This window comes from Pelomonas sp. Root1444, from assembly GCF_001426885.1.
GTDB lineage: Bacteria > Pseudomonadota > Gammaproteobacteria > Burkholderiales > Burkholderiaceae_C > Pelomonas.
Map to the genome: position 1 here is coordinate 1,320,886 of NZ_LMFP01000028.1, position 26,842 is coordinate 1,347,727.

Consider the following 26,842-nt stretch of genomic DNA (forward strand, 5'->3'; position numbering starts at 1 on the left):
ATGACCGACGCGAACACATTGACCTGGTGGCACCTGCTGTGCGCCATCGCCGGCCTCAACCTGATCGCCTGGACGGCCTCCACCGCCTGGCTGCACCGCCACCGGCCCGATGGCACGACCTGGCCGCACCAGCGCCTGCAACTGCTGCTGTCGGCGCTGTATGTGCTGGGCTGCGGTTATCGCAGCTTCCTGCCGGTGTTCGACGTGCCGCGCGTCGTCATGGTGGACTCCTGGGCGTCCAGCGTGCTCGTCGGCCGGACGGTGGCGACGATCGCCGAGCTGAGCTTCGCCGCGCAATGGGCGCTGCTGCTGCGCGGCGGCGCGCTGGCGACCGGCAGCCGATTCAGCCTGCGGGTGGCCGGCGCGGTGGTGCCGCTGATCGTGATCGCCGAGGTCAATTCCTGGTACGCCGTGCTGACGACACGCAACATCGGCCATGTCGTCGAGGAGACGCTCTGGGGCGCGGCCGCCGTGCTCAGCGTGCTGGCCCTGTTCGCGTTGTGGCCCCGGGCCACGGCCAAGGGCCGGCGCTGGCTGGCCCTGGGCATCACGGCCGGCCTGCTGTATGCGGCCTACATGTTCTTCATCGACGTGCCCATGTACTGGGCGCGTTGGGTGGCCGACCAGGCGGCCGGCCGGCCCTACGCGACGCTGGCGGCCGGCGTGGCGGACGCTGCCAGCCGCTGGCATGTCTCCCACGACTGGGCGCACTGGCGCAGCGAGGTGGTGTGGATGACGTCGTACTTCAGCGTCGCGGTCTGGATCAGCATCGGTATGGCCCATGCACGGCTGCCACTGCGTCTGGAACGGGTGCGTCCTTAGAATCGCCGGCATCGCGGGCCTGGAACACGGCCCGCCTCCATTTCCAGAGCCGACGATGAGCCACCCCGCCGCACCCGCTGCCCCCGCGACGAACTTCCTGCGCCAGCGCATCGAGCACGACCTCGAGACCGGCACCTTTGCCGGCCGCCACTTCGCCGGCACGCCGGGCGACGCGGCCCACCATGCCGCCGGGCCGCTGGACGAGGCGCGCATCCGCACCCGCTTCCCGCCCGAGCCCAACGGCTACCTGCACATCGGCCATGCCAAGAGCATCTGCCTGAACTTCGGCCTGGCGCGCGACTACGGCGGCGCCTGCCACCTGCGCTTCGACGACACCAATCCCGAGAAGGAGGAGCTGGAGTACGTCAACGCCATCAAGGAGATGGTGCAGTGGCTGGGCTGGAGCTGGGGCGACAACCTGTTCGAGGCCAGCAGCTACTTCGACTTCATGTACGCCGCCGCCGAGGCGCTCATCAACGCCGGCCACGCCTATGTGGATGAGCAAAGCGCCGATGAAATGCGCGCCAACCGCGGCGACTTCGGCCGGCCCGGCGTCGACAGCCCCTTCCGCGGCCGCACGCCGGCCGAGAACCTGGCGCGGTTCCGGGAAATGCGCGACGGCCAGCACGCCGACGGCGCGATGGTGCTGCGCGCCAAGATAGCCATGGACTCGCCCAACATCAACCTGCGCGACCCGACGCTCTACCGCATCAAGCATGCGGAACACCACGCGACCGGAGCGAAGTGGTGCATCTACCCGATGTACACCTACGCGCACCCCATCGAGGACGCGCTGGAGCGCATCACGCACAGCATCTGCACGCTGGAGTTCGAGGACCAGCGGCCCTTCTACGACTGGCTGCTCAACCAGCTCGCCGACCTCGGCCTGCTCGCCCGCCCCCTGCCGCAGCAGATCGAGTTCGGCCGCCTGAACCTGAACTACGTCGTCACCAGCAAGCGCAAGCTGCGCCAGCTGGTGGAAGAGAAACACGTCAGCGGCTGGGATGACCCGCGCATGCCGACGCTGGTGGGCCTGCGCCGCCGCGGCTTCACGCCCGAGAGCCTCCGCGCGATGGTCGAGGCCACGGGCGCCAGCAAGCAGAACGCCTGGATCGACGACACCGTGCTCGACCAGGCGCTGCGCGCCGACCTGGAGCCCCAGGCGCCGCGTGCCTTCGCCGTGCTGCAGCCGCTCAAGCTGAAGCTGACGAATTACGCCGAGGTCTTCGGCAGCGTCGACCACCGCGAGCCCTGCGAAGTCGCGGCGCATCCGCACAAGCCCGAGCTGGGTCTGCGCCGCTTCAGCTTCGGCCCCGAGCTGTGGATCGAGGCCGAGGACTTCATGGAGACGCCGGTCAAGGGCTACTTCAGGCTCTTCCCGGGCAACAAGGTGCGGCTGAAGGCCGGCTACGTCATCGAGTGCACCGGCGCCGAGAAGGACGCCGACGGCAAGGTCACCGCCGTGCTGGCCACGGTCGTCCCGGACACCAAGAGTGGCACGCCGGGCGCGGACTCGGTCAAGGTCAAGGGCGTCATCGGCTGGGTGGGCGCGCACGAAGCCGTCGCGGCCGAAGTGCGCCTGTACGAGCGGCTGTTCGCCGAAGCCCAGCCGGACGCCGGCGGCCGCGACTTCATCGAGTTCCTGAACCCGAATTCCCTGCGCGTCGTGCAGGGCTTCGTCGAGCCCTCACTGGCCGGCGCTGCGGCGGACCAGCGCTGGCAGTTCGAGCGCCACGGCTATTTCGTCACCGATCGCGTCGACCACCGCGCCGACCGGCCGGTGTTCAACAAGATCACGGGTTTGAAGGACAGCTTTGCGAAGTGAGGCGGTCTACGCTTGTTGACCATGTCGTGACGCGAGCAGACCGACGCATTTCGCTAAGCCGCCTTGGCCATGCTTCGTCTTCGACGCGCGAACGTCAAGGCAAGGTGGACGCCAGCCCAGAAGACCAGCGTCATCAGCAGCTGATCCACCCGCAACAGGTCGTTGCCTAACACCGCGCCGAGAAGGTCGGCCGACCCGCTTGGCGACAAACCGTGAGCGTCGACGACGTAGGCAAACGGCCATCCACCTGCAACGAATTGGCAGCCGCTGTGGCAGTCCGTTGAGCCTGGATAGACGAGCTCGACTGTCCGTGGGACGCAACTGGACAGCAACGTGATCGCCAGGCTCGCAATCGCCGTGCCGCACGCTTGCGAGAGCATGTGCAGAATGCGGCGGGGCTGCTGCGGTTCGTCGTTCATGCACTGATCGCTTCGGGCGAGACGCCATTTTCGCAAGCGGCTGCGCTCGCCACAGCGGGCGTGCCAGCAGCATCAATCCCTCGCCCCGCCACACCGCAGCACGATCGGCATCGCGTACTCCCGCCCCACCACCGCGCGGGCGAACAGGTAGTTCTGCCGCGCCCGGTCGCTGAGCGCATCCAGGCTGACCCCGCCCTGCGCATTGCAGGGGAAGGCCAGCGCGCGGCCGGCCTGGAACAGGGATTCGAACCGCAGTTCGTAGTCGTCGCTCAAGGGCATGGGGCGTGAGTTCATGGGGCACCTCGTCTTGCAAGCAGACTAGGCGCCGTCTCGGGGGCTTGCGCGTGAAAAGGTCGCGCCCGCCGCCGCTCACCCCCGCAACCAGCGGGTGCGGCGCCAAGATGTCACGGCTCGATGCGGCGGGGGTCGATTTGAAAGGGCTTGTCGTTCATCTCGACGACGGCGGCCGGCGGCGTCACCAGCGTGAACAGACGCCGCTGCGGTAGCTTCAGCGCGGCCAGCGACGGCTGCAGGTAGCGGCGCAGCAGGGCCTGCAGCGAGCCGTCGGCGAAGGCCCGGCGCAGGCCGCGGGCGATGCGGTCGATGGCCGCCTTGTTGGCCGGGTGGGTGTAGAGATATTGCGGCAGCTCGTAGGCCAGCAGCAGGCTGTCGTCCAGCGCCAGGCCCGCCACGCCGGCATGGGCGCGCAGTTCCTCGCCGACCTCCAGCACGCTGCGGCAGAACAGGTCGGCGCGGCCCACTTCGACGAGCTGGAACAACGACTCGTAGCTGTTGACCTCGGTGACCGCAAAGCCGTTGGCGCGCAGGATGGCCACGTCCGGCCAGTCGCGCCCCTGCACATGGCGCAGCCGCGCCACCGCCTCCAGGCTGCCGGCGGCGCGCACGGCCGCCTGGCGCGGCGCATGCACGAAGCAGACGCGGTAGCCGTTCACGCCCAGGTGGATGGGAAAGAGCACCGGCGCCAAGCCCGCAGCCCGCCCCGCCTCCGGCCCCGTGACGACGAGGAAGTTCGATGCCGTCTGGCTGGCCGCCTCCAGCAAGGCACGGCGCTTGTTCATCGGCACCGACAGCTGCAGCCGGTAGGAGCCGTCGCTGGCGCGCGTCTTGTCCAGCGCCAGCTGGACGGCGTCGCGCACATAGCTGTTGCGCGCATCCTTCGTGCTGTCGGGCGCCCGCAGCGTGACGACGAGATCCTGCGCCCAGGCCGGTCCTGTCCCGAGCGCCGCCATTCCCATCAACAGGCCGCGTCTTTGCAGCATGAGTGGAACCCCAGAAGACACGGGGTCAATGTAGCCCCGGCCAGGGCGTCCCGGAAGACGTCATACGGTGAATCGTGGCGTTAGACGGCCGGCGCGCGGCTGCCCACGTCGGCCTTCAGTCGGCGAGGTCGGCCAGCCTTCTCACCTTGACTTTGCGGCCCTTGAGCTTGCCGACCGACAGGCGCCGCACCGCCTCGGCGGCGATGTCACGCTGCACCGCCACATAACTGTGGAAGTCAGTGACATTGATCTTGCCGATCTGCGCACCGGCAAAGCCGGCCTCGCCGGTCAGCGCGCCGAGGATGTCGCCGGGGCGGATCTTCTCCTTGCGGCCGCCGAGGATCTGCAGCGTGTCCATGGCCGGCAACAGCGGGCCGCCGGGCGCATCCTGCTGGCCGTCCAGCGGCTGCCACTTGAATTCCTCGCCCTGCAGCTGCTCGATGCGGCCGATACGGCCCATCTCGTCCAGGCTGGCCAGGCTCAGCGCCAGGCCTTCGGCCCCCGCCCGGCCCGTGCGGCCGATGCGGTGCACGTGCTGCTCGACGTCGGCGCTGATGTCGACATTGATGACGCAGGCCAGGTTGGCGATGTCCAGGCCGCGCGCGGCCACGTCAGTGGCCACCAGCACGGAGGCGCTGCGGTTGGCGAACTGGATCAGCACCTGGTCGCGGTCGCGCTGCTCCAGGTCGCCGTGCAGCGCCAGCGCGATGAAGCCCTGCGCGGCCAGCACGGCCTCCAGGTCGCGGCATTGCTGCTTGGTGTTGCAGAAGGCGATGGTCGATTCCGGACGAAAGGCGCGCAGCAGGCGCGGCACGGCATCCAGGCGCTGGTCGTCCGTCACCTCGAAGGCGATCTGGCGGATGGTGGATGCGGCGGCACTGGCCGAACCCGCCACCTTGACGGTCTGGGGTTCGCGCATGAACTTCGCGGCGATCTCGGTCACGCCCTCGGGGAAGGTGGCGGAGAACAGCAGCGTCTGCCGGTTGGCAGGCGCCCGCTTGGCAATGGTCTTGATGTCGTCCAGGAAGCCCATGTCCAGCATGCGGTCCGCCTCGTCCAGCACCAGCGTATTGAGTGCCGACAGGTCCAGCGTGTCGCGCTCCAGGTGGTCGATGAGGCGGCCGGGCGTGCCGACGGCGATGTGGGCGCCGCAGGACAGGCTCTCCATCTGCGGCTTCATCGGGCTGCCGCCGCACAGGCTCAGCACCTTGATGTTGTCGGCCGCGCGCGCCAGGCGGCGGATCTCCTGCGTGACCTGCTCGGCCAGCTCGCGCGTGGGGCACAGCACCAGCGCCTGCACGCGCGCCAGGGTGGCGTCCAGCCGGTGCAGCAGCGCGATGGCGAAGGCGGCCGTCTTGCCGGAGCCGGTCTGCGCCTCGCCGATGACATCGCGGCCGGCGAGGGCCAGCGGCAGGCTGGCGGCCTGGATGGGCGTCATCTGCGCGTAGCCCAGCTGGTCGAGGTTGGCCAGCATGGCGGGGCTCAGCGGCAGGGTGGAAAAGGCTTGATCGGTCATCACCCGATTGTCGAGGCTGTGACTTCCTTCTCGCCGCGGCGCCGCAACCGGCCGTGGCTTGCATTTGGTCACCGTTGCGCGCCGCCCCGCTCACTAGCATTCGCGCCGCGCCTAACGCCCTGCTCGCATGCCCACCACGCCCGACTCCTTCCCGGCCACGCAACCCATCGACCCGCCCACCTCGGCGCGCCGGCGGCTGCTGTCCGGCACGGACCGCACGGTGGCGCGCCCGGTGGCGCAGGCGGCGGTCCCGCGCGCGGCCGAGCGCCCGCTTGCGCCGACACCCGCCGCCGCCGAGGGCCTGCCGCGCTGGGCCAAGGGCGTCGTCGCCGGCGGCGTGGCGCTGGCGCTGGCCATGCCGGCCACGGTGCTGCTGTCGCGGTCGATGCTGGTGCAGGAGGTGCTGATGCAGGAAAGCAGCTCCAAGGCCGCCATGGTCTGCACCGGTGGCGAGGCGCGCGCGGTCGATGGCTCCAGCCTCACCGGCTGGTTGTTCAGCGGCTCGTACTTCAGCTGCGGCGACTGGGAGACCCGAGAAGCCCGCCAGCAGCGCGAGCGCGACCTGGCGCACAACAACTACATGGCGCGGGAACGCTCCCGCCAGGGCCTGCCTCCCAACTGACCGGCCAATAGCAGCGCTGCGGCCGACCGCAGACCCGTCAGGCGGCGCGCGCCGTCGGGGCGGGGACCTGCCCCTCGCCCTCGCCACAGACCGCGCTGCGCGGGGCGGCTTCGCCGACATGGACCGTGACCTCCAGCCCGCAGCCGGGCGAGCGCGCCTGCATGCGCCATGCATGCGCCGTCGCGATCTCGGCGCAGATGGCCAGCCCCAGGCCCGCCCCCTCGCCGCTGCCGCCGGGGGCACGCCAGAAGCGCTCGAAGATCCGCCCCAGGTGCTCGGGCTTGACGCCCGGGCCTTCATCGCTCACCTGGAAGCCGCCGGGCCTCACCGTCAGCGCGACCACGCCGCCGGCAGGGCTGTGCTGGATGGCGTTCTCCAGCAGGTTCTTCAGCAGCGTGAACAGCGCCCCGCGGTCGGCCATCCACTGGCGCACGTCGTCCTCGATGCGCAGGCCGAGATGGACGCCGTAACGCCCGGCCACGCGGGCCATGAAGTCGAAGGCCTCCTGCACCGTCGCGCGCGGGTCTATGGGTTCGATGCGGTAGTTCTGCGGCTCGCTGACTTCCGCCAGCATCAGCAATTGCTGCACCTGGCGCGCCATGCGGTCCACGTCCGCCAGCAGGAAGCGCCGCCGCTCGTCGTCAGGCCCCATCTCCACCTGCACGCGGATGAGCGCCAGCGGCGTCTTGAGCTCGTGCGCGGCGCTGGCCAGGAATGCCTGCTGGACCTGGAAGCCGTGCTGCAGGCGGTCCAGCGCCGCGTTGAAGGCCTGCACCATGGGGCGGATCTCGATCGGCTGCACGGCCTCGTCCAGCCGCTCGTCCAGCGTCCTCGGCGTGATGCGCCGCGCGGCCGCCGAGGCGGCGCTCAACGGCGCCAGCGCACGCCGCAGCGTGACGTGGATGGTGATCAGGAAGACCAGCAGGAAGACGGCGCAGGTCGCCAGGATGCCCTGGCGCAGCGCGGGCAGGCCGACCGAATTGCGCATGCGCAGCACGAGGCGGTCGCTGGCCGCGAACTGGGCGTACCAGCGCCGTCCCGAGTGCTCCAGCGGGACGGTGGCGGCGTGCATGGCGACGCCGTCGCGGGTCACCACGAAGTGGCGCCGGTCCGGGTCGAAGCGTTCGCCGCCCGGCGCCAAAGGTTGCGGCTGCGGCCGGGGATCCGGCGCGAAGCCGACGCGTCCCTCCTCGTCGACGATGCGCAGCATGACCTCCTGGCTCAGGCTGTCGAAGAGCCAGGGGCCGATCTGGTCGTCCAGGCCGACGGGGCGGCCCTGGGCGTCGAACCGCACCTTGTGGGCGATGGCCTCGGCATAGCTCTGGACGCCGCTGCGCAGCATGTACTGGTTGAACGGCTCCGCCAACACCAGCACGCCCAGTGCCACGAGGCCGGCGCTCAGCGCCACGCCGGCGATGAACACCCAGAGCAAGCGCCGGCGCAGGCTAGTTGTCCCGAAGCGCATAGCCGTGATTCCTGACGTTCGCGATCTGCAGCCGTGAACCCACGGCGAGCAGCTTGCGCCGCAGCCGGTGCAGGGCGACATCCAGCGCATTGGGGGTGACCGCCTCGGACAGGCCCCAGGCTGCCGCCTCCAGCGCGCTGCGACGCAGCGTGCGGCCGGCGTGCTGCATCAGGCTCAGCATGATCTGCAGCTCGGCAGGCGCCAGCGTCACCGACTCCGGGCCACAGGACAACCGCCCCTCGCCCCGGTGGAGCTGGATGTCTCCCCAGCTCGGCAGGTCGGCCAGCAGCTGTGCCGGCCGGCGCATCAGCGCCCGCGTCCGCGCCACCAGTTCTTCCATCGGAAAGGGCTTGGCGAGGTAGTCGTCCGCGCCCGAATCCAGGCCCTCCACACGGTCATGCAGCGCATCGCGGGCGGTGAGCATCAGGCAGGGCGTGGCCAGGTTGGCAGCGCGCAGCCGCTTCACCAGCGTCAGCCCGTCGCCATCCGGCAGCCCGCGGTCGATGACCAGGGCGCCGTAGGGGATGTCGCGCATCGCGCCCCAAGCCGTCTCCATCGAATGGAAGACGTCGGTCGGGATGCCGGCCGCCTGCAGCGCCTGGCGCACCAGTTCGGCCAGGCGGGCATGGTCTTCCACGAGGGCGATGCGGTTCATGGGCTCAGAAGCGGTAGAGGTAGCCGATGGCGGCGCGGGAGGTGGTCTTGCGGTCGACGAGGGGGCTGAGCGTGATCTCGCCGGGCAGGCGCGTGCCGCTCACGTCCAGGAAGACAGCATGTCTGGCGGTGAGCGCGTAGTCCACGCGCACGCCGGCTTCCAGCGCCATCGCGGCTTGGCCGGCATGGGCGGGCCGGGCCAGCGTCGCCTCATGGGCGCGCACGCCGAAGTAGTAGTCGACGTACTTCCGGTCGAGCCACTGCAGTTGCACGCGCGGCGTGAGGCTGACGCTGCCCCAGCCGAAGCGGCGCTCCGCCTGGAGCAGCAGCTTCTGCCCTTTGCTGTGGCCGGACAGGTCGGCCACCCATTCCGCGCTCAGCTGCGCCACCGGGTTGTGCCAGGTGGCGGTGGCCCCGCCCCAGATGCTGGCCTTGCGTTCATCCATGCCGGCAAGCCGCGGGGCATCGTCCGCCTCGAAACCCTCGTCCTCGTACTTGACGCGCAGGCCGCCGGTCACGCGCTGCGCCTCGCCGAAGCCCGGGTTCAGCAGCTTGATCTCGGCGCCCACACCAGCGAAGCGCAACCAGCGGTTCTCGAAATAGAGCAGCGGTATCGCCCGGTTCTTGCGCTCCACGCCCGCGTAGGCGAGCTGGCGGGACGAGGCGCCCAACCCCACGGCCCAGCGGGACGTCTCGGGCGCGGCGCCGCCCGGCGCGCTCTGCTGCGACCAGGAGGTGGTGGGGATCAATGCAGCCATGAGGGTGGTGCAGGCAAAGGCAACGAGGTTCTTCACGAAAGCTCCAGAACAGATCGGAGCTGCATCGTCCAGCGGGCGGCATTACCGGCGACTTACCGGGCCGCCGGGTGGGTCAGCCACCAGCGCGCTTGACCGCCCAGCCTTCGGGCCGCGCCTGCAGCCAGGCGACGACCTTGTCGAGATGGTCGCCCTGGATCTCGATGACGCCGTCCTTGGCCGTGCCGCCGCTCCCGCAGGCGGCCTTGAGCTGCTTGGCCAGCGCCGCCAGCGCCGCGTCGTCCAGCGGCAGGCCGTGCACGGCGGTGACGCCCTTGCCCTTGCGGCCGGCCGTCTCGCGGCGCACGCGCACGATGCCGTCGCCCGCCGGGCGCACCTTGGCCTTGCAGGTGCACTGCGCCTGCGGCTGGCCGCAGCCGGGGCAGACACGGCCGACGTCGGTGGAATAGACCAGCGTCATGGCGCGGCCTTCAGGTGCCGGTCGAAGAAGGCGTCCATCGTGCGATAGAGGTGCAGCCGGGCCGCACGGCCGGCGATGCCGTGGGCCTTGCCGGGGTAGATCTGCAGGTCGAAGGTCTTGCCGGCGGTCTGCAGGGCTTCCACGAGGCGCAGCGTGTGCTCGAACAGCACGTTGTCGTCCGCCGTGCCGTGCACGAGCAGCAGCGGCTTGCTCAACAGGCCGGCGCGCGACGGCAGGTTGGCACTCGCATACGTCGCCGCCTTCCCATCCTGGGGCATGCCGAGATAACGCTCCGTGTAGGCGGTGTCATAAAGCGTCCAATCGGTCACCGGCGCCACCGCGACGGCGGCGGCGAAGGGCGTGTCGGCGTCCAACACCGCGCGCGCACCCAGGAAGCCACCGTAGCTCCAGCCGAAGAAGCCGATGCGCGCCGCGTCCACGCCCGGCACACGGCCGGGCAGTTGGCGCACGGCGGCGAACAGGTCGTCGACCTCGACCTTGCCGAAGGCCTGGTGATGCGCCCGCGTGAGGTCGCGGTCGCGGTGGGCCATGCCGCGCGTGTCCAGCATCAGCACGCCGTAGCCGCGCTGCTGCCAGTAGGCGATCAGCGGCATGTCGCGGCCCCAGCCCCAGGTCACCGTGGCGGTGCCGGGGCCGCCATAGGCCAGCACGATGACGGGGTGCTTGCCCGGGCGACCGTCCTGGGCGGCGAAGAAGAAGGCGTTCAGCGGCGTGCGGCCGTCGGCGGCGGTGAGGTCCAGCGCCAGCGGCAGGTTGGTGTACTGGCGCAGCTGCGGGTCGGGCGCGTCGCCGGCCAGCGCGATGGCGCCGTCCTGGCCCAGGCTGCGCAGCTCCAGCCGCGACGGCTGGCCCCAGGCGGCGCGGGTGACGAGCAGGCGGGCGCAGGCGCTGTCGGCCTTGGCGGTGCGCCATTGCCGGTTGGCCGCGCCCGGCAGCATCTGCGCCGCGCCGCCGGCCAGCGGCGCGCTGTACAGCTCCTGGCTCTTGCCGCGGTCGCCGGCGGCGGTGAAGACCACGTTCTGCGCATTGGCGCAGACCGCCTGGTCCACCGCCTCGGGCAACTGCGTCAGCGGCGTGCGCGCGCCGCTGGCGCGGTCGACCAGCACGAGCTGGCGGCGGCCACTGGCCTCGCTGGACCAGAGCAGGCCGCGCGGCGTCTCGATGAGGTCGTCATGCACCTCCACCCAGGCGGGGTCGGTCTCGACGGTGATGTCGCGCCCGGCGCCCGCCTTGAACTCGGTCAGCGTGAGGCGTGTCTGGTCGCGCGTGAGCCACTGCAGCCAGGGCGTGCCGTCGGCAAACCAGCCGGCCCGGGCGATGTACTCGGCGCTGGCCGGCAGTGGCAGCGCGCGCTGCCGGCCGGTCGATGCGTCGATGACGAAGGCGCTGACCTTGGCGTTCGCCGCGCCGGCCGCGGGGTAGCGCTGCTGGGTCATGGCGGTGCGGTCGGCGTAGATCTGCGCGCGGGTCTTCAAGCCGACGCCGGCCTCGTCCACGCGCAGGGCCAGCAGCGACTTGCCGTCCTTGCTCCACCAGTAGCCGCGCTGGCGCGACAACTCCTCGGCGGCGATGAATTCGGCCACGCCCCAGCTGAGCGTCTCGCTGCCATCGGCCGTCAACGGGCGCGGCTTGGCACCCGCAGTCAGCGGCAGCACGAAGAGGTTGCCGCCCTGCACATAGGCCAGGCTCCGGCCGTCGGGCGCGCAGCGCGGCTCCAGCTTGGGCGCGCCGCCCTCCAGCGCCAGCCGGGTGGCCCGTACGCCGTCCGCCGCCAGGCGCACCAGGTAGAGGTCGCCCGAGAGCGGGAACAGCAGCGCGCTGTCGTCGCTGCCGCACCACTGGTAGCCGGTGATGCCGCGCTGGTTGATGCGCTGGCGCTCCAGCGCCATCTTCTCGGCTTCGCTGAGCTTCTGCTCGGCGCCGCCCAGCAGGTCGGCCGCGGCGACCAGCTTGCGCGGCGCGCCGCCGGCCGCGGGCTGGGCCCACAGTTCCAGCACTTCGCTGTCGGCCTGCGACGGTCGCAGAAAGCTCACCCACTGCCCGCCCGGCGACACCTCCGCCTGGCGCGGCAGGCGGCCGGCGAGCGGAGGGTCGGCGGTGATGCGTTCGAGGCTGAGCGCGGGGGGCTGGGCCAGGGCGGCGCTCGTGGCGCAGGCGCAGGCCAGCAAGGTCATGAGGATCTTCATCGCCGACATGCTAGCCGCGCGACGCGCGGCCGCCGCGTCAGGCGCCGGCCAGTGCCGCGGCCGCTTCGTCGCTCAGGCCGCGCCCCTCGGCGGCCAGCGCGGCGGCAAGGTCGCGGCCCAGCAGGGCTTGAGCGGCCTCGGTGGCGCAGGTGAGCGCCTGCAGCTCGCGCGGGTCCAGCGCCGTGTCGTTGGCCGTCCAGAGTCGGCGCACATAGCCGGCCAGCCGGCCGGCGGCCTCGACGCGGCGCTGCTCCGCCAGCAGCGGCAGGATGCCCAGCCACGCCACCGTCGTGCCGAAGCGTCGGCCGGCGGCCAGTGAACGCGGCACCAGCGCCGCGGCCTCGTCCAGCCGGCCGAGGCCGACCAGCGCTTCGACGAGCGCGTTCAGCACCCACGGCAGGCTGCCATTGCGGCCGCTGCCGTCGGGGTCGATGCTTTGCAGCAGCGCCCGCGTGCGCTCGGCGCCCTCGGCAAACCGGCCCAGCCGCACCAGCGTGAGGCAGATGTTGTTCTCGGCCACCTGCACGCGCTGCTGCAGGCCGAGTTCGCGTGCGGCGAGCTGCTCGCGCTCCATGCAGGCCAGCAGGGCCTGGGTATCGCCGCGGATGCGCGCCGCGACGGCCAGTGCCCCGTTCAGGCGCAGCTGGGCCTGCGGCGTGTCGTCGCCGTCGGTGAGCTGGCTGAGCAGCGCACAGGCCTCGTCCAGCTCCGGCACCGGTTCGGTGAAGGCGCGCACCCAATGGGCGGCGGCGATCTGCAGCTCGGTCGGGTTGCCCAGCGGCCGCCACAGCGCCACGGCCAGGCGGGCTGCGGCCACGGCGCGGGGGTCGACGCGGATGCCCAGCAGATAGGCCGTCATGGACCAGAACAGCGCCCGCACCTGAGGCGGCAGGCCGCCGCCGTGCGCCTCGATGGCGGGTTGCAGCGACAGCAGCCAGTCCGTCACTTCATGACGCCAGACGGTGAAGACCATGACGCGGGCCGCGCGGGCGCCGATCTGCGCGGCCGTGGCCAGGTCGTTGGCGCGCGCCCACAGGAAGGCCTCGCGCACGTTCTCCATGTCGGCCAGCCAGAGCTGCGCGTCATCGCTCGGGGTGATCAGCGCCAGCACCGCGGCGGCGTGGCGGCGCCGCGCGGAATGGCGCTCGTCGTCGCCGAGCTTGGCCAGCGCATGGGCACGCATGGTCTCCAGCAGCCGGTAGCGCGGCGGGTCCTCGCCGTTGACGCTCACCAGGGACCGCTCCACCAGCGCGGCCAGCCCGTCGACGATGTCCCAGCGGCTGACGTGCTCGTCGCCGCTCAGCGTGGCGGCCAGCTCCAGCGTGAAGCCGCCCGCAAACACGCCCAGCGCGCGGAAGAGGCTCTGCTCGGCAGGCGCCAGCAGGCCGTAGCTCCAGTCCAGCGCGTCCAGCAGGTTGCGGTGTCGCGCCGGCGAATCGCGCCGGCCCCGCGACAGCAGCGCGAAACGCTCGGCCAGCGCGTCGTGCACCGCCTGCAGGCCCATCAGCGGCACGCGCGCGGCGGCCAGTTCCAGCGCCAGCGGCAGGCCGTCGAGCTGGCGGCACAGCGCGGCGAGCAGGGGCAGCGACCTGGCGGACACATCGAAGCGAGCGTCCACGGCGCGGATGCGGGCGACCAGCAGCGCCAGTGCGCCCTCGCCGGCGTCGCGGCCGTCGACACCGTCGCCCACCGGCAGCGGCTCCAGGCGCAGCAGGCGCTCGCCCGGCACGCCCAGTGGCAGCTGGCTGGTGACGAGCAGCGTCAGGCGGCTCTCCAGTTCGGCGGCCCAGCGCGCGCAGCCGGCGGCCAGGTGCTCGGCGTTGTCCAGCACCAGCAAGGGCTCGCCGTGCGCGGGCAGCAGCTCCAGCACCTGGGGCAGCGGGTCGCCCCCGCCCAGCTGGCCGCCGAGGGCGCGGGCGATGGCCTCGGCGACCTGCGCCTCCTGCGTCAGCGTGGCCAGGTCGACCCAGGCGCCACCGCCTTGCCGGCCCGCCGCGGCGACACGGGCCAGGCTGCTCTTGCCGACGCCGGCCGTGCCGACCAGCGTGACGCAGCCCGTGCCGGCCAGCGCGGCCTGCAGCCGGGCGAGGTCGGCATCGCGGCCGAACAGCGCCTTCGACGAAGGGGCCACCGGCGCCCGGGCCGGCGCTGCGGCTTCGTCGTGCAGGGCCGCCGTGAAGCGGTAGCCGCGCCCCGGCACGGTGGCGATGCTGTCCTCGCCGAGCAGGCGGCGCAGGCCGTTGACCTGCACGCGCAGATTGCCCTCCTCGACGACGAGGCCGGGCCAGACGCGCTCGATCAATTCGCCCTTGGTGCGCAGCTCGCCTGGGCGCTCGGTCAGCGCGAAGAGCAGGTCCAGCGCCCGCCCGCCCAGCGCGCTGGGCGCGCCATCCACCAGCAGGCGGTGCTCGGCCGGCCGCAGCTCGAAGCGGCCGCCAGCGCCGAACCGCAGCGCGGGGCCGGTGGGGGATGAGGGGGCGGCGCCGGTCATGGGTGTCTCACGGGCCGGCAGCTTAAGCCCTGGCGGCGTCAGCTTTAACAACGTTGAACAACCGTTCGATGGCCGCTGCCGCGAGCATTCGCTCACCCCATCAAGGAGCCCGTCATGACCGAACCCGAAGTCTCCGTCCCCGCCGTCATGCGCAACTACCACGAGGTGCTGCGCAACGACCTCGCCAAGGTGCTGGCACCGCTGGTCGAGGCCGGCGACGTGGCCGGCTTTGCCAGCGCCTGGCAGGGCTATGTCGGCGCCATCGCCGTGCATGCCGCCATGGAGGACGGCGTCGACGGTGCCGGCGGCGGCATCACGAACATGCTTGACCTGTACTTCGACGGTGCCGTCAACGCCGCGCTGTTCCGCGCCGAGCATGTCGACGAGCACCAGCTGCAGGATGCCGTGACTCGGGCCCTCCCCCAGGGCGCCGCCGCGCTGCGCGCCGCCTGGGGCCCATACCGCGCCTGCGCCGAGGCCCACCTGCTGCACGAGGAGGACGTCATGATGCCCCTCGTCGCCCGCCTGCCCCAGGAAGGCAAGGCCGGCCTGTTCGCCGAGTGGTGCGTGTCGGCCGGCATGGCCCACGGCGGGTTCGATGCCTTCATCGCCCACGGCGTGGCCTCGCTGGCGGCCTTCGGCAGCACCAAGAACTCGCCCGCCGGCGCCACGCGCGTCTTCGTGCACTCGCTCAAGACAGTGTGCACGCCGGCCCAGTGGGGGCGGTTGCTGCCCATTGCGCGCAGCGCCGCGGGGCCGCAGATCTGGGCCGCCGTCGTCGCCGAAGTGCCCAGCCTGGCTTAGAAGCTTTTCAAGCAAGCACATTCACGCGAGGCGCTTGCTACCTTCCTATCATTCATCCCCCCGCCCCAAGGAGAGCCACCATGTCCCTGCGCATCAACGACATCGCCCCCGACTTCACCGCCCAGACCACGCAAGGCGAGATCAGGTTCCACGACTGGATCGGCGACAGCTGGGCCGTGCTGTTCTCGCACCCCAAGGACTTCACGCCGGTGTGCACGACCGAGCTGGGCTACATGGCCAAGATCGAGCCTGAATTCACCAAGCGCCATGCCAAGTTGATCGGGCTGTCGGTGGACCCGGTCGAGAACCACCACAAGTGGGCCCTGGACATCGAGGAGACCCAGGGCCACCTGCCCAGGTACCCCATGATCGGCGACCACGATTTGAAGGTCGCCAAGCTCTACAACATGCTGCCGGCCGACATCGAGGGCACGTCCGAGGGCCGTACCGCGGCGACCAACGCCACCGTGCGCTCGGTCTTCATCGTCGGGCCGGACAAGCGCATCAAGCTGATGCTGACCTATCCGATGACGACGGGCCGCAACTTCGACGAGATCCTGCGCGTGCTGGACAGCATCCAGCTGACCGCCAAGCACAAGGTCGCCACGCCGGCGAACTGGCAGCAGGGCGACGACGTCATCATCGCCGGCTCGGTCAGCGACGAGGACGCGAAGACGCTGTTCCCGCGGGGCTGGAAGGCGCCCAAGCCCTACCTGCGCATCACCAAGCAGCCGGGCTGACCTCCACGACGGCTGGGCACCGGCAGCTTCACCATGCCGGTAGTGAATAGCAGCTAGCGCCAGCCAGAACTTGTTGGGCTGGTTGCGGCTCAGAAGAATGCGGGCAGTTCCTTTCCGCCCGCCCCATGCCCCGCGCCGAGATCACGCTGCTGTCGTCCATGGCCACCCAGCCGCTGCTGGCCGCGCTGGCGCGGGCGCACGAGCAGGCCGGCGGCGCCGCCGTGAGGCTGGAGTCGGTCGGCGGCGTTGACGCAGCGAAGCGCGTGCAGGCAGGCGAGGCCTTCGACGTCGTCGTGCTGGCCGACGACGCGCTCGCCGCGCTGGCGGCGCAGGGCCTGGTGCACGCGCCGCGGCCGGTGGCCGATTCGCGCGTGGCCATTGCCGTGCGTGACGGCACGCCGCCGCCCGACGTGAGCAGCGAGGCCGCGCTGCGCCGCTGCCTGCTGGCCGCACGCAGCATCGGCTACTCCACCGGCCCCAGCGGCCGCGCGCTGCTGCAGGTCTTCGAGCGCTGGGGCCTGGCCGACACGTTGAAAGGCCGCCTCGTCCAGGCCCGGCCGGGCGTGCCCGTGGGCCAGCTGGTCGCCGCCGGCGAGGCGGAGATCGGCTTCCAGCAATTCAGCGAACTGCAGGGCCTGCCGGGCCTGACGCTGCTCGGCGGCATGCCGCCCGGGCTGGAGATCGTCACCACTTTCGCCGGCGCCGTCGGCACGCGCAGCGCCCAGCCCGATGAGGCGCAGGCGCTGCTGGATTTCCTGACCCAGGCCGGCACCGCCGCGCTGAAGCGCGCCCATGACATGGACGCACCCGCCGCCCAATTCATCAGAAAGACCAAGCCATGATCATCGACGTCCACGGCCACTACACGACGGCCCCGGCCGCTCTGGGCGCCTGGCGCGACCTGCAGATCGCCGGCCTGAAGGACCCGACGCGAGCGCCCTCGCCCGCCGACCTGAAGATCAGCGACGACGAGATCCGCGAGACCATAGCGACCAACCAGCTCAAGCTGATGAGGCAGCGCGGTTCGGACCTGACCATCTTCAGCCCGCGCGCCAGCTTCATGGCCCACCACATCGGCGACTTCCAGACCTCGGCCGCCTGGGCCGCCATCTGCAACGAACTCTGCCACCGCGTCGCCCAGCTCTTCCCCGAGCACTTCGTGCCTGCGGCCATGCTGCCGCAGTCGCCCGGCGTGGACCCGGCGACCTGCATCCCCGAGCTGGTCAAGTGCGTGGAGCAGTACGGCAACGTGGGCCTGAACCTGAACCCCGACCCGTCCGGCGGCCACTGGACCGCGCCGCCGCTGTCGGACCGGCACTGGTACCCCGTCTACGAGAAGATGGTCGAGTACGACATCCCGGCCATGATCCATGTGTCGACCAGCTGCAACGCCTGCTTCCACACCACCGGCGCGCACTACCTGAACGCCGACACGACGGCCTTCATGCAGTGCCTGACCAGCGACCTGTTCAAGGACTTCCCGACGCTGAAGTTCCTGATCCCGCACGGCGGCGGCGCCGTGCCCTACCACTGGGGGCGCTTTCGCGGGCTGGCGCAGGAGCTGAAGAAGCCGCTGCTGCAGGATCACCTGTTGAACAACATCTTCTTCGACACCTGCGTGTACCACCAGCCCGGCATCGACCTGCTGACCAAGGTGATCCCGGTGAAGAACATCCTGTTCGCCAGCGAGATGATCGGCGCCGTGCGCGGCGTGGACCCGGAGACCGGCCACCACTACGACGACACCAAGCGCTACATCGAGGCCACCGCCAATCTCACGGACGAGGAGCGCTACCAGGTCTACGAGGGCAATGCCCGCCGCGTCTTCCCGCGCCTGGATGCGCAACTTAAAGCCAAGGGGCTCTGAGATGTACGAACTGGGCGTCGTCTACCGCAACATCTCCCGCGCCGAGCGAGGCGCCGCCGATGGCTTGGCCCGTTATGGCTCGGCCACCGTGCACGAGGCCATGGGCCGTGTCGGCCTGATGAAGCCCTACATGCGGCCGATCTACAGCGGCGCGCAGGTGTCGGGCACGGCCGTCACGGTACTGCTGCAGCCGGGCGACAACTGGATGATGCATGTCGCAGCGGAGCAGATCCGACCCGGCGACATCGTCGTCGCGGCGGTGACGGCCGAGTGCAGCGACGGCTATTTCGGCGACCTGCTGGCCACGTCCTTCCAGGCCCGCGGCGCGCGCGCCCTGGTCATCGACGCCGGCGTGCGCGACGTGAAGACGCTGGGCGAGATGGGCTTCCCGGTGTGGAGCCGCTACGTCTCATCCAAGGGCACGATCAAGGCCACGCTGGGCTCGGTCAACATCCCCGTCGTCTGCGCCGGCGCCTGGGTGACGCCGGGCGATGTCATCGTCGCGGACGACGACGGCGTCGTCTGCGTGCCGGCCGCTCGCGCCGCGCAGACGCTGGAGGCCGCGGCCGCCCGCGAAGCCCTCGAAGGCGCCAAGCGCGAGACCCTGGCCTCCGGCGTGCTGGGGCTGGACATGTACAAGATGCGCGAGCCGCTCGCGAAGGCGGGGCTGCGCTACATCGACTGAATCAGGACCAACACCCCATGGAGACGACGATGCTGGAGACAAAGTTGCCGCGCCGTGACGCGCTGGGCCGCCTGGCGGCGGGGCTGGCCGCGTTCGCGCTGGCCGGCCCGGCCTGCGCCGCGGACTTCCCGACCAAGCCGGTGCGCATCCTCACGCCCTTCCCGCCGGGCTCGGGGCCGGAGACGGTGCTGCGCCTGGTGGCCGAGAAGCTGCAGCGCCGCTGGGGCCAGCCGGTCATCGTCGAGAACCGTCCCGGTGCCAACGGCTTCATCGCCATCGACGCCTTCAAGCGCGGCGCCACGGACGGCACCGACCTGATCCAGCTGGACAACGTCCACCTGGCGGCCTATTCGCATTTGTTCAAGAAGCTGCCCTACGACCCGGCGCGCGACTTCGAGCCGCTGGCGCCGTTGTTCCGCGCCTATTTCTTCGTCACCGTGGCGGCCAACAGCCCTTACAAGACGGTCGGCGACATCCTGGACGATGCGCGCGCCCACCCCGGCCAGCTGAACTACGGCTCCTGGTCGGTCGGCAACCCGGTGCACCTGGGCACGGCCCTGCTGGAGGCCATGAGCGGCACGCAGATGCAGCACGTCGTCTACAAGGAGACCTCGCTGCTCTACAGCGGTGTGGCCAGCGGCGAGCTGAAGTTCGCACTCGGCACCATGGCCACGGCAGGTGCGCTGCAGCGCGCGGGCAAGCTGAAGTTCATCGCCATCACGGCGCCCACGCGCCAGCCGGCGTTTCCGGACGTGCCGACGGTGTTCGAGTCGCGCGGCCCGGAGGGCTACGAGATCAGCGGCTGGACGAGCATCGCCGCGCCGCGCGGCCTGCCCAAGGCGGTGACCGACAAGCTGCACCAGGACATCCAGGCCGCGCTGGCCGAGCCCGACATCCGCGAGCGCTACGTCACGCTGGGCTACGACCCGTTCCCCACCACGCGCGAGCAGTTCACCGCCTTCATCGCGGCCGAGTCGGCCAAGTACGCCGAGGTCGTGCGGCGCGCCAAGGTGTCGCTGGACTGACCGAACAATCGCGCCGCCAGCTCGTCGGCCGCATTGACGGTGCGCAGCTCGGCATAGGCCGCCTCGGCCTCGGGATAGGCGCGCTTCAGGTAGTGCAGCCACTGCTTGAGCCGCCCGCCCTGGTGCCTGGCAGCGACATGGCCGCGGACCTGGTCGAAGAAGACCTGCATCAACGGCAGCAGCTCGCCCCACGGCAGGGGCGTGCTGCGCTGGCCCGCAACGCGCAAGGCCAGGCCCGGGTCGGCCACCATGCCGCGGCCCAGCATCAGGTGCTCGCAGCCGCTGCGCTCGCGCGCCAGTTGGGCGTGCTCCACCGTCCAGATCTCGCCGTTGGCGATGAGGGTGATGGGCACGGCCTCGCGCACGGCGGCGATGCGCTCCCAGTAGGCCGGCGGCTTGTAGCCATCGGCCTTGGTGCGGGCATGCACGACGATCTCGTGAGCGCCGGCCGCGTGGATGGCACGCGCCACGTCCAGCGTGCGGCTGTCATCCATGTAGCCCAGGCGCATCTTGGCCGACACCATCACCTCGGGCGGCACCGCGCGGCGCACGGCGGACACGATCTCGTGGATCAGCTCCGGCTCGTCCAGCAGCACCGCGCCGCCGCGGTGGCGGTTCACGCACTTGGCCGGGCAGCCGAAGTTGAGGTCGATCCCCTCAGGCTTGAGCTCCGCCAGCCGCCCGGCGTTCTCGGCCAGGCAGTTCACGTCGGAGCCCAGCAGCTGCGGATGCACCGGCACACCCGCCGCCGTGCGGCCGCCGTTCCTCAGCTCCGGCACGATGCGCGTGAACACGCGCTTGGGCAGCAACTGGTCGGTCACGCGGATGAACTCGGACACGCAGCGGTCGACGCCGCCCACGCGCGTGAGCACGTCGCGCAGGATGTGGTCGAGCAGGCCCTCCATGGGCGCCAACAGGATCACTGCGGGTGCTCCATGGCCATGAGATAGAGCCGCAGGTCGAACTCGAGCTGGAAATAGTCCGGCTCCATGTGCTGGCACAGCTGGTAGAAGGCCTTGTTGTGCTCCAGCTCGCGGAGGTGCGCCAGCTCGTGCACGACGATCATGTGCAGCAGCGCGGCCGGCGCCTCCTTGAACAGCGTGGCCACGCGGATCTCGCGGCGGGTCTTGAGCTTGGCACCCTGGACCTGGGTGCGGCGGGTGTGGGTGCCCAGCGCCTGCTGCAGCACGCGCAGCTTGGCGTCGTAGCCGACGAAGTTCAGCGGCGGCGCGTTGCGCAGGTGGCGGGCCTTGAGCGCCTGCACGTAGTCGAACAGCGCCGTGTCGCTGCGCACCTCGTGCAGCTCGGCGTAGCGCCGTGCCAGGTGGTCGGCCAGGCGGCCTTCACGGTACATGGCGTCGGCCTGGGCGATCAGTTCGGGCGGATAACCGGCCAGATAGCGGGCGGCCAGCGAGGGGCTGGCAAGATGGGGCGATGTCATCGGCAAGATTCAAGGTGCGGCTGGAGCCGCAAGGTGCCATTTTCGACTGTGCCGCCGACCAGCCCCTGCTGCTCGCCGGCCTGGCGGCCGGGCTCGCCCTGCCCTGGTCGTGCCGCAACGGCACCTGCCGCACCTGCCTTTCACATCTGATCGAGGGGCGCATCGAGCACAGCATCCCTTGGCCGGGGCTCTCGGCCGAGGAGAAGGCCGAGGGCTGCATCCTGCCCTGCGTTGCCTGCCCGCGCAGCGATGTGACGCTGCAACGGGCCTGAGCCATCACTTCCTCGTCATCACGAGCTTGTTGCCGCCCTGGTTCAGCGTCACCGAGGCGGCCTTGCCCTCCTCGGGGCTGAAGTCCAGCTGCGCCGCGACCTGCGGCACATGGATTTGGCGAGCGGAGGCGGCCATCAGTTCAAACGCCGGCTGGCCTGGCGCCTGACCCTGCAGGCGGCCTTTGTCGTCGATGAAGACCTTGATGGAAAACTGCGGCGAGCTGTAGTCGCCCACCAAAGCCTGCATTTGCGCCGGGTCGAGCGTGATGAAGGCGGGCTCGGGCGGTAGCTCGCCGCTGCGCGTCCAACGCTCGCCCTCCTTCTCGCCGTTGTTGAACACCCGCATGCCGGCGACCTTGCCGTCGGCCGCACGTTCAAGCCGCAGCTCGTTGATGGAATCAGGGAAAGCGAAGTGGTCCTGCCCGAGCGGGATCAGCGCCGCGGCGGCGCCGCCGGCACGCTGGCTTTGCAGAACGCCGTCCTTCAACCGCAGCGTGCGCGACCGCTTGTCCTCGCGGGTATAGACGCCCTCGGCGCCCGCGAGCTGCTCGACCGGCACCGCCACGGGCTTGTGCTCGGCGAAGGGCTCGCCGATGGCAAAGGCCGCAAGCTTGCGCGCCACCAGGCCCGTCGCGAAGCCGGGGGCGTCGCTGTTGCGCAGAATGACAATGGTGATCTGGCTCTTGGGCAGGTAGTTCAGCAGCGACCCAAAACCGTGGATGCCGCCGTTGTGAGCCAGCACGAGCTGGTCGCGCAGCACGTCAGTGCCGATGCCAAAGCCATAGTGATGCGCCTTGGCAGGACCTTCCGGTGTGGTCATGCGCTGGTAGCTCGCCTGGCTGATGAGCTTGCCGCCATGCAGCGCCTGGTTCCAGCGCCACAGGCCTTCGGTGTTCGCGATCAGCGCGCCGGCCGCATGCGGCTGGGTCATGCTCAGCAGGCCGGCAGGCGCCACCTCGCGCTGGCCGTTGAGCGTGTAGCCCTGGGCCATGCCCTGGAACAGCTTGTCGCTGGCCTGGTAGTGGACGCTCGTGATCCGCGCGGGTTTGAGCAGCAGCTCGTCGATGCTCTGGTGCCAGGGCTTGCCAGCGATGGCCTCCACGACGGCCCCCAGCAACACGTAGCCGGAGTTGTTGTAGGCCCATTTCTCGCCCGGCGCGAAGTCGACCGGCTGGTCCTTGAATTCATTGATCAGTTCCGCCGTGCTCAAGTCGCGCCGGATCTGGTTGCGCATGTAGCCCGGGATGCCGGTGTAGCTCTTCACGCCGGAGGTGTGGTTGAGCAGTTGCAGCAGCGTGATCTTGCTGCCGTTGGGATAGTCGGGCAGGTACTTGGACAGCGGGTCGTCGAACCGCGCCTGGCCCGCGTCGATCTGCTTGAGCAGCGCCGCGGCCGCGAACTGCTTGGTGACCGAGCCGATGCGCATCAGCTGGTCGGGCTGCATGGGCACGCCCAGTTCGATGCTGGCCATGCCGCGTGCGCCCTTGTAGAGCAGCTGCTCGCCGCGGGCGACGAGCACGGTGACACCGGGGCCGTCGCGGGCGATCTTCTGCTCGTCGAGCAGCTGGTCCGCGTAGGCGGCCATGGCGGCGGGCGTGGCAGGCTGCCCGGCCTGGGCCGAACCCATCAGCAAGGCCAGCAGGACGGCGACGGGAATCTGTGGATGGCGCATGGTGCGAGCCTGAAGAAGTGACGGCGCGCAGCTTCGCGGCCGGCCCCGGCCGCACCAATCGGCTTGCGACAGACTGCACGAACGAAGGCATGGGCGGCATACCGCCATCCACAGCGCCTGTGGACAAGGCCGTGAACAGCCTGCGGGCGAAAGCGACAAGTGCTTGGCGCAACAAGGCTTTTCTTGCGTTGCCTCAGTTTGAGGCAGGCCCGCTCGACGGGACAATCGCGGCCATGCACCGCACCATCTTCACGACACCCGGCCTCAGCACCGTGCTGCGCGGCGTGTCACTGGCCTGGCTCAAGCTCGCCGGCTGGACCGTCCAGGGCGAACTGCCACCCGAGGCACGCAAAAGCGTCTTCATCGCCGCGCCGCACACCAGCAACTGGGACCTGCCCTACACGCTGTTCGCGTCGTTTGCCTTGCGACTCACGCCCTACTGGATCGGCAAGGCATCGATCTTCAAGTTCCCGTTCGGCGGCCTGATGCGCTGGCTGGGCGGCATCCCGGTGGACCGCAGCAAGTCCAACAACCTGGTGGCGGCTTCGGCCGAGGCGCTGGTGAATGCCGACGGCCCGGTGCAGCTCATCGTGCCGCCCGAGGGCACGCGCAGCAAGACCATCTACTGGAAGACGGGCTTCTACTGGATCGCCGTCACGGCCAAGCTGCCCATCGTCATGGCGCACATGGACTATCCGCGCAAGCTCGTCGGCCTGGGCCCGCTGTTCAGGCCGACCGGCGACGTGGACGCCGACATGGCCGCGATCAAGCGCTACTACGCCCAGTTCAAGGGCAAGAACTCCGACCAGTTCACCCACGAATGAACGGCGCCAAGGATCCCCTGCACGGCCTCACGCTCGAGGCCATCGTGACCGAGCTGGTCGCCTATTTCGGCTGGGCCGAGCTCGGCCAGCGCATCGACATCAAGTGCTTTCGCATCGACCCCAGCGTGGCGTCGAGCCTGAAGTTCCTGCGCAAGACGCCGTGGGCTCGCGCCAAGGTGGAGAGCCTGTACCTGTTCATGCGGCGCGAGCAAGCCCGCGCCGGCAGGCCATCGGCTTAGCGGCCGCCGGGCTCCGGGAGTTCGATCTTCACTTCCAGCACCTCCAGGTCGCCCTGGCGCTCCATGTGCACCTTGATGTCGTCGGGGTTGATGGACACGTACTTGCTGATGACGGCCACCAGCTCGCGCTGCAGTTGCGGCAGGTAGTCGGGGCTGCTGCTGCGGCCATTGCGCTCGTGCGCGAGGATGAGCTGCAGCCGCTCCTTGGCGACGCTGGCCGAGCTCTTCTTTTCGCCGAGGAAGAAGTTCAGGAATCCCATTGCAAGGCCCCCTTCACTTGCCGCCGAAGACGCGCTTGAACCAGCTCGGCTTCACGGCTTCGGTGAAGCGCATGGGCTTGTCCTCGCCGAGGAAGCGGGCGACGACGTCCTTGTAGGCCTCGGCCACGTCGGTGCCCTGCAGATGGATGGCCGGCGTGCCCTGGTTGGAGGCCTGCAGCACGCTCTCGCTCTCGGGGATGACGCCGATCAGCGGCGTGCGCAGGATCTCGTGGATGTCGTCCAGGCTCAGCATCTGGCCGCCCTCGACGCGATTCGGGTTGTAGCGCGTGATGAGCAGATGCTCCTTGACCGGCTCGCCGCCCTCGATGGCACGCTTGGTCTTGCTGGACAGCATGCCGAGGATGCGATCGCTGTCGCGCACCGAGGAGACCTCGGGGTTGGTGACGACCAGCGCTTCGTCGGCGTAGTGCATGGCCATCAGCGCGCCGGTCTCGATGCCGGCCGGCGAGTCGCAGACGATGTAGTCGAACTCCATCGCCTTGAGCTCTTCCAGCACGCGCTCCACGCCCTCTTGCTTCAGCGCATCCTTGTCGCGCGTTTGAGACGCGGCCAGGATGTAGAGCTTGTCGAGCTGCTTGTCCTTGATGAGGGCCTGCGTGAGCTTGATCTCTTCGTTGACGACGTTGATCAGGTCGTACACCACGCGGCGCTCGACGCCCATGATGAGGTCGAGGTTGCGCAGGCCGACGTCGAAGTCGATGACGCAGGTCTTGAAGCCGCGCATCGCGAGGCCGGTGGCGAAGCTCGCGCTGGTGGTGGTCTTGCCGACCCCGCCCTTGCCCGAGGTGACAACGACGATCTTGGTCATTCGCTCTTTCCTTGCTTCTTGATTCATGCCTGCAGCGGCTGCAGCAGCAGCTTCTCGCCGTGTAGATAGACCTGGGCCGGCTTGCCTGCCACATCGGCGGGCAGCGGGTTCTCGGCGGTGCGGTAGATGCCGGCGATCGCCAGCAGCTCGGCTTCGAGGCTTTGCGTGTAGATGCGCGCCGCGGTGTCGCCGCGCGCACCGGCGATCGCCTTGCCGCGCAGCGGCGCGTAGATGTGGATGCTGCCGTCCGCAATGACCTCGGCGCCGTGGCTGACCACCGCCAGGACCACCAGGTCGCCGCCCTTGGCATAGACCTGCTGGCCCGAGCGCAGCGGCTTGTCGACGATCAGCGTGGGCACCGGCGCGGCCGGTTTTTCGATGATCTTCTCGACGGTGATCTCGCGCACCACTTCGCGCACGGTCTCGTTAGGCACCACAGGCACGGCTCGCTCGGCGGCGGGCTCGTCGGCCGCATCGGCCAGGCCCAGTTCGTGCGCCAGTGCCAGTTCCTCCGCCGTCGCCCCGGCCACGGCCACCGGCTGCAGCTGGCTGGCGCGCAGCATCTGGACGATGGCACGCAGGTCAACGGGTGCGGGGCCGTCGAGCGCCAGCGGCGCCTGGCCTTCGGCCGGCGCGGCCGCGGCAGCCTGTGCACGCGGCACCAGCGACAGGTCGACGACGACGGGTTCATGCTCGAAACCGCCCTGGCCGGCACGGGCCGCCCAGTCGGCGGCGATCTCGGCCATGTCGGCGCTGTGCAGCACCAGGCCCAGCAGGCTGAAGCGGCGCGATTTCAGCTCGAACGTGCCGGCGCGTGCGGCGCCCCTGCGCCCACCGCTGTCCCTCGTCAAATCCGCCATCTGCTGCCGCGCCGCCTCGTCAAAAGGGCGCGAGTTTAGCCGTCGCGTCCGAACCGCCTGGTTGGGGACAGCCCCCAAGCGTCGCGCTGCTACCGCCTCAAAAACGGGCAGTGCAGCGCCGGCGGCAGCCAATCAACCACTTAGCGTCGCTGTCGTCAGCCGGCCCACAGACTTGTCCACAGTTGGCGGGGACAAGCCGGGCTTCCCCGTCATCCAGACCTGCGACAACCGCTCGCCGCGGCTTGACTTATCCCCATCTCTGGCAGGCGTCAAGTCTTTTGGACCCTGAGCCTCCACGTCGCCGCCTGGCGCGGCGACCTTCGCCTAAGTTGTTGATTCATATAGGCAGGCGGCCGTTGCTCAAAAAACGGGCAACCTAAGCAGAGCCGCATCGCACAAGGGCTTGGCGGCGATGGAGGGCGGTTCTCCACAAAGTTTTCCACAGAGTCGGTGGATAGCTTGAGGAAGTGTTACGAATCAGTGACTTAAGCGAGATCCTTGATGCGCCGTGGAGGTTTCGGCTCCAACTTGGGGGCGCTCACGGTGCCGGCGCAAGCTACATTGGGCTCGCCCCATCCCTTGAAGGAGAGTCCATTTGGCTACCCCCAACTACAGCTACGAGAAACGCCAGCGCGAGCTGGCCAAGAAGCGCAAGGCCGAAGAGAAGCGCCAGCGCAAGCTCAGCGGCAAACCCGATGACCCGGCGTCACCCGACGAGCCCGCGGGCGATGGCGACGCCGCCGCGGAACCGGTCAACCCCACCGAGCCGCAAACCTAGAATCCGCCTTTCGCCCGCGCTTTCGCCCGC

General features: G+C 70.1%; 29 protein-coding genes. 13 read left to right on the top strand and 16 right to left on the bottom strand.

Annotated features, from left to right (window positions below; all coding sequences use genetic code 11):
- Positions 1-822 (top strand): hypothetical protein, encoded by an 822-nt coding sequence (locus ASD35_RS23585; RefSeq protein ID WP_056877339.1) that lies wholly within the window; start codon positions 1-3, stop codon positions 820-822.
- Positions 823-877: 55 nt separating this feature from the next.
- Positions 878-2,647 carry a glutamine--tRNA ligase/YqeY domain fusion protein gene (locus tag ASD35_RS23590; protein ID WP_056877340.1) on the top strand — a complete coding sequence of 590 codons (1,770 nt, stop codon included), beginning with the start codon at positions 878-880 and terminating at the stop codon, positions 2,645-2,647.
- A gap of 53 nt (positions 2,648-2,700) precedes the next feature.
- Here the strand turns inward: ASD35_RS23590 and ASD35_RS23595 are convergent, their stop codons facing one another.
- From ASD35_RS23595 to dbpA, 4 genes are all read right to left on the bottom strand, one after another.
- The gene (locus tag ASD35_RS23595) at positions 2,701-3,066 is read right to left on the bottom strand and encodes a hypothetical protein (protein WP_056877341.1); all 366 of its coding nucleotides are present in this window, start codon (positions 3,064-3,066) and stop codon (positions 2,701-2,703) included.
- A 72-nt stretch (positions 3,067-3,138) separates the two neighbouring features.
- Positions 3,139-3,360 carry a hypothetical protein gene (locus ASD35_RS23600; RefSeq protein WP_056877342.1) on the bottom strand — a complete coding sequence of 74 codons (222 nt, stop codon included), beginning with the start codon at positions 3,358-3,360 and terminating at the stop codon, positions 3,139-3,141.
- 110 nt (positions 3,361-3,470) lie between these two features.
- On the bottom strand, positions 3,471-4,346 hold the full coding sequence (locus ASD35_RS23605) for a hypothetical protein (RefSeq protein ID WP_056877343.1): 876 nt from the start codon (positions 4,344-4,346) through the stop codon (positions 3,471-3,473).
- A 115-nt stretch (positions 4,347-4,461) separates the two neighbouring features.
- Positions 4,462-5,862, bottom strand: a complete 1,401-nt coding sequence (gene dbpA / locus ASD35_RS23610) for an ATP-dependent RNA helicase DbpA (RefSeq protein WP_056877344.1) — start codon at positions 5,860-5,862, stop codon at positions 4,462-4,464.
- 127 nt (positions 5,863-5,989) lie between these two features.
- Between dbpA and ASD35_RS23615 the strand changes: the two genes are divergently transcribed.
- Positions 5,990-6,484 carry a hypothetical protein gene (locus tag ASD35_RS23615; protein ID WP_056877345.1) on the top strand — a complete coding sequence of 165 codons (495 nt, stop codon included), beginning with the start codon at positions 5,990-5,992 and terminating at the stop codon, positions 6,482-6,484.
- A gap of 37 nt (positions 6,485-6,521) precedes the next feature.
- Here the strand turns inward: ASD35_RS23615 and ASD35_RS23620 are convergent, their stop codons facing one another.
- From ASD35_RS23620 to ASD35_RS23645, 6 genes are all read right to left on the bottom strand, one after another.
- Positions 6,522-7,949 carry a HAMP domain-containing sensor histidine kinase gene (locus tag ASD35_RS23620; RefSeq protein WP_162254514.1) on the bottom strand — a complete coding sequence of 476 codons (1,428 nt, stop codon included), beginning with the start codon at positions 7,947-7,949 and terminating at the stop codon, positions 6,522-6,524.
- Positions 7,930-8,604, bottom strand: a complete 675-nt coding sequence (locus tag ASD35_RS23625) for a response regulator transcription factor (RefSeq protein ID WP_056877347.1) — start codon at positions 8,602-8,604, stop codon at positions 7,930-7,932. The genes ASD35_RS23620 and ASD35_RS23625 overlap by 20 nt, the downstream gene beginning before the upstream one ends.
- 4 nt (positions 8,605-8,608) lie before the next feature.
- Entirely contained in the window at positions 8,609-9,397 is a 789-nt protein-coding gene (locus tag ASD35_RS23630; protein WP_056877348.1) for a MipA/OmpV family protein, read from the bottom strand.
- Between the two features lie 76 nt (positions 9,398-9,473).
- Positions 9,474-9,818, bottom strand: a complete 345-nt coding sequence (locus tag ASD35_RS23635) for a translation initiation factor Sui1 (protein WP_056877349.1) — start codon at positions 9,816-9,818, stop codon at positions 9,474-9,476.
- Positions 9,815-12,025: an alpha/beta fold hydrolase gene (locus ASD35_RS23640; RefSeq protein ID WP_056877350.1), complete on the bottom strand. Its 2,211-nt coding sequence runs from the start codon at positions 12,023-12,025 to the stop codon at positions 9,815-9,817. The genes ASD35_RS23635 and ASD35_RS23640 overlap by 4 nt, the downstream gene beginning before the upstream one ends.
- Before the next feature lie 37 nt (positions 12,026-12,062).
- A complete protein-coding gene (locus ASD35_RS23645) occupies positions 12,063-14,516 on the bottom strand; it encodes a winged helix-turn-helix domain-containing protein (RefSeq protein WP_056877351.1) in 2,454 nt (817 codons plus the stop codon).
- 114 nt (positions 14,517-14,630) lie between these two features.
- Between ASD35_RS23645 and ASD35_RS27680 the strand changes: the two genes are divergently transcribed.
- From ASD35_RS27680 to ASD35_RS23675, 6 genes are all read left to right on the top strand, one after another.
- Positions 14,631-15,320 (top strand): hypothetical protein, encoded by a 690-nt coding sequence (locus tag ASD35_RS27680; protein ID WP_056877352.1) that lies wholly within the window; start codon positions 14,631-14,633, stop codon positions 15,318-15,320.
- Positions 15,321-15,400: 80 nt separating this feature from the next.
- Positions 15,401-16,060: a peroxiredoxin gene (locus tag ASD35_RS23655; protein ID WP_056877353.1), complete on the top strand. Its 660-nt coding sequence runs from the start codon at positions 15,401-15,403 to the stop codon at positions 16,058-16,060.
- Between the two features lie 125 nt (positions 16,061-16,185).
- On the top strand, positions 16,186-16,902 hold the full coding sequence (locus tag ASD35_RS23660; protein WP_082580383.1) for a substrate-binding domain-containing protein: 717 nt from the start codon (positions 16,186-16,188) through the stop codon (positions 16,900-16,902).
- The gene (locus ASD35_RS23665) at positions 16,899-17,927 is read left to right on the top strand and encodes an amidohydrolase family protein (RefSeq protein ID WP_056877354.1); all 1,029 of its coding nucleotides are present in this window, start codon (positions 16,899-16,901) and stop codon (positions 17,925-17,927) included. The genes ASD35_RS23660 and ASD35_RS23665 overlap by 4 nt, the downstream gene beginning before the upstream one ends.
- 1 nt (position 17,928) lies before the next feature.
- Positions 17,929-18,612 (top strand): 4-carboxy-4-hydroxy-2-oxoadipate aldolase/oxaloacetate decarboxylase, encoded by a 684-nt coding sequence (gene ligK / locus ASD35_RS23670; protein WP_056877355.1) that lies wholly within the window; start codon positions 17,929-17,931, stop codon positions 18,610-18,612.
- Positions 18,613-18,641: 29 nt separating this feature from the next.
- On the top strand, positions 18,642-19,637 hold the full coding sequence (locus ASD35_RS23675; RefSeq protein ID WP_056877507.1) for a tripartite tricarboxylate transporter substrate binding protein: 996 nt from the start codon (positions 18,642-18,644) through the stop codon (positions 19,635-19,637).
- Here ASD35_RS23675 and ASD35_RS26820 read toward each other — a convergent pair.
- Both ASD35_RS26820 and ASD35_RS23685 read right to left on the bottom strand, forming a co-directional pair.
- Positions 19,532-20,542: a tRNA-dihydrouridine synthase gene (locus ASD35_RS26820; protein WP_082580411.1), complete on the bottom strand. Its 1,011-nt coding sequence runs from the start codon at positions 20,540-20,542 to the stop codon at positions 19,532-19,534. The genes ASD35_RS23675 and ASD35_RS26820 overlap by 106 nt on opposite strands.
- Before the next feature lie 14 nt (positions 20,543-20,556).
- A complete protein-coding gene (locus tag ASD35_RS23685; protein WP_056877357.1) occupies positions 20,557-21,078 on the bottom strand; it encodes a M48 family metallopeptidase in 522 nt (173 codons plus the stop codon).
- Between the two features lie 14 nt (positions 21,079-21,092).
- On the opposite strand from ASD35_RS23685, the gene ASD35_RS23690 reads away from it, so the two are divergent.
- Positions 21,093-21,350 carry a 2Fe-2S iron-sulfur cluster-binding protein gene (locus ASD35_RS23690; protein WP_369819236.1) on the top strand — a complete coding sequence of 86 codons (258 nt, stop codon included), beginning with the start codon at positions 21,093-21,095 and terminating at the stop codon, positions 21,348-21,350.
- 4 nt (positions 21,351-21,354) lie between these two features.
- Here the strand turns inward: ASD35_RS23690 and ASD35_RS23695 are convergent, their stop codons facing one another.
- Positions 21,355-23,022, bottom strand: coding sequence for a serine hydrolase (locus ASD35_RS23695; protein WP_056877359.1), 1,668 nt, complete (start codon positions 23,020-23,022; stop codon positions 21,355-21,357).
- A 233-nt stretch (positions 23,023-23,255) separates the two neighbouring features.
- Between ASD35_RS23695 and ASD35_RS23700 the strand changes: the two genes are divergently transcribed.
- Positions 23,256-23,846 carry a lysophospholipid acyltransferase family protein gene (locus tag ASD35_RS23700; RefSeq protein WP_056877360.1) on the top strand — a complete coding sequence of 197 codons (591 nt, stop codon included), beginning with the start codon at positions 23,256-23,258 and terminating at the stop codon, positions 23,844-23,846.
- Positions 23,843-24,085 (top strand): VF530 family DNA-binding protein, encoded by a 243-nt coding sequence (locus ASD35_RS23705; RefSeq protein ID WP_056877361.1) that lies wholly within the window; start codon positions 23,843-23,845, stop codon positions 24,083-24,085. The genes ASD35_RS23700 and ASD35_RS23705 overlap by 4 nt, the downstream gene beginning before the upstream one ends.
- On the opposite strand, the gene minE is transcribed toward ASD35_RS23705, so the two are convergent.
- Genes minE through minC form a run of 3 tightly spaced genes read right to left on the bottom strand, consistent with a single transcriptional unit; the run spans position 24,082 to position 26,025 of the window.
- Positions 24,082-24,345 carry a cell division topological specificity factor MinE gene (minE, locus tag ASD35_RS23710; RefSeq protein ID WP_056877362.1) on the bottom strand — a complete coding sequence of 88 codons (264 nt, stop codon included), beginning with the start codon at positions 24,343-24,345 and terminating at the stop codon, positions 24,082-24,084. The two genes, ASD35_RS23705 and minE, sit on opposite strands and share 4 nt — an antisense overlap.
- A 13-nt stretch (positions 24,346-24,358) precedes the next feature.
- Positions 24,359-25,174 carry a septum site-determining protein MinD gene (minD, locus tag ASD35_RS23715; protein WP_056877363.1) on the bottom strand — a complete coding sequence of 272 codons (816 nt, stop codon included), beginning with the start codon at positions 25,172-25,174 and terminating at the stop codon, positions 24,359-24,361.
- A 23-nt stretch (positions 25,175-25,197) separates the two neighbouring features.
- Positions 25,198-26,025 (bottom strand): septum site-determining protein MinC, encoded by an 828-nt coding sequence (gene minC, locus ASD35_RS23720; protein WP_235538435.1) that lies wholly within the window; start codon positions 26,023-26,025, stop codon positions 25,198-25,200.
- Positions 26,026-26,629: 604 nt separating this feature from the next.
- Here minC and ASD35_RS23725 point away from each other — a divergent pair.
- A complete protein-coding gene (locus ASD35_RS23725; protein ID WP_056877365.1) occupies positions 26,630-26,812 on the top strand; it encodes a hypothetical protein in 183 nt (60 codons plus the stop codon).
- Positions 26,813-26,842 lie beyond the last annotated feature (30 nt).